The organism is Maritimimonas sp. 2210JD6-3 (assembly GCF_056591795.1).
In genome coordinates this window covers 1-1,714 of sequence record NZ_JBWQOJ010000083.1, presented here as the reverse complement: position 1 = coordinate 1,714, position 1,714 = coordinate 1, and the positions used below count along the sequence as shown (strand labels likewise).

General features: G+C 33.2%; 3 protein-coding genes. All 3 read left to right on the top strand.

Features of this window, described 5'->3' with window-relative positions; genetic code table 11:
• The first annotated feature begins 43 nt into the window (after positions 1 to 43).
• The 3 genes from AC1EUY_RS16025 (at position 44) to AC1EUY_RS16015 (ending at position 1,619) form a co-directional block, all read left to right on the top strand.
• Positions 44 to 823 carry a hypothetical protein gene (locus tag AC1EUY_RS16025; protein WP_480196560.1) on the top strand — a complete coding sequence of 260 codons (780 nt, stop codon included), beginning with the start codon at positions 44 to 46 and terminating at the stop codon, positions 821 to 823.
• A gap of 200 nt (positions 824 to 1,023) precedes the next feature.
• On the top strand, positions 1,024 to 1,305 hold the full coding sequence (locus AC1EUY_RS16020; RefSeq protein ID WP_480196559.1) for a type II toxin-antitoxin system RelE/ParE family toxin: 282 nt from the start codon (positions 1,024 to 1,026) through the stop codon (positions 1,303 to 1,305).
• A gap of 11 nt (positions 1,306 to 1,316) precedes the next feature.
• The gene (locus tag AC1EUY_RS16015; protein ID WP_480196558.1) at positions 1,317 to 1,619 is read left to right on the top strand and encodes a HigA family addiction module antitoxin; all 303 of its coding nucleotides are present in this window, start codon (positions 1,317 to 1,319) and stop codon (positions 1,617 to 1,619) included.
• Positions 1,620 to 1,714: the final 95 nt, after the last annotated feature.

Here is a 1,714-nt window from a genome sequence, read left to right as displayed (position 1 = left end):
CCAACAAAGCTTATACAGAGCCGTTAGGCAACATTGCGAATAAATGAGAAATCTCCTTTTAACTTTAATCTCCATAACTCTTGTTGGTTGTTCAAATCAGACTATAAGAAAAACTGATTTAGATAAAATTAATCTTAATGGGAGTGTAAAATCTGTAAAAATTTTTCAGTTCGATGCTGTGGAAAAAAACGGAAAACTTGAAAAAGGAAAGGTCGATAATTCTGGAAATTCGGCTTCGGTAGATACACAACTGGAATTTAATAAAACAGGAATGATTACCGAACAGAGGCAATACATATCAGATAAACTTACAAATAAGTTTATTTATAAATATGATGACCAACTAAATCTGGTAACTAAAGATTATTATGACAATTCTGGAAATTTATTAGCTGAATCAAAATTTGAAAATTTACACAATTCAAAGGGCGAATTAATTGAAGAGAAGGAATTCATGAGCGGAAAAAATTTAGATAGAAATTGGACGCACAAATTCTTTAAAGATAAAAATGAAATAAAAAAAATAGAATATGCAGGCGGAAAATCATATAAAATTTTGGAATATTCTTATGATAAAAAAGGACGTGTAATTGAAGAACTTTGGAAGAGTTCAGATGGCGGCATTTATATCAAAACATTAACGGAATATAAAAACGGAAATATAAGCTTAGTCTCTTTATTGGACTCAAAAGATAGTATATTTTCCAAATCGGAATATGAATATTTGGACTTTGATAATGAAAGGAACTGGACTAGATTACTTATAACTGAAAACGGTAAACCTGAGACAATTATTGAAGCGGAAATCGAATATTATAAATAACGTTGCCTAACAATGTGTATGCTTCATTGCTTCGGATTTTCCTACTCGGAAAATCACTCGCAATAGAACCACCGACAGTTATTTTTTACTAACTTTAGTGCTAAACAAACGCAACGAAAAGCATACACGAACCGTTAGGCAACATTTGCACAAAACAAACTATTTACTTATCTTTGACGTTAGTAACGTAAAACAAAGGTATGATTATTTCATTTGGCTCGAAAGAAACCGAAATGATTTGGAACGGTATCCGAGTTAAAAAAATGCCGATTGAAATCCAGAACGTTGGACGTCGTAAATTAAGAATGCTGAACAACTCGCAGGATATTATAGACTTGAGAATTCCGCCTTCAAACCGACTTGAAAAACTATCTGGAAATTTAAAGGATTTTTATAGTATTCGGATTAACAAACAATGGCGAATAATTTTCAAATGGAACAGCGGAAACGCAAGCGAAGTGGAAATAATCGATTATCATTAAAACAGAATAAAATGGAAAAGTTGGCAAATGTACACCCTGGTGAAGTCTTGAACTTTGAATTTCTTGAGCCACTTGAAATTTCGGCTTACCGACTTTCAAAGGACTTGAAAATACCGCAAACAAGAATTTCTGAAATTATTAAAGGACGACGCAGAATAACTGCTGATACGGCTCTTCGATTGAGCAAATATTTTGGAAACTCGGCCAAATTTTGGCTTGGACTTCAAGACGATTTTGACATCGAAGAGGAACGTGATGAAAAACAATCGGAATTGGACGAAATCCAAAAATACGAAAATAAAAACGTTGCCTAACAATGGTTATAAGTAATTGCTTGTTCTCGCCTACTTCTGAAAATCCTCGCGGATTTTCAGCTTGGTGACTACTTGCAAAGTTAAGTGCTAAACCA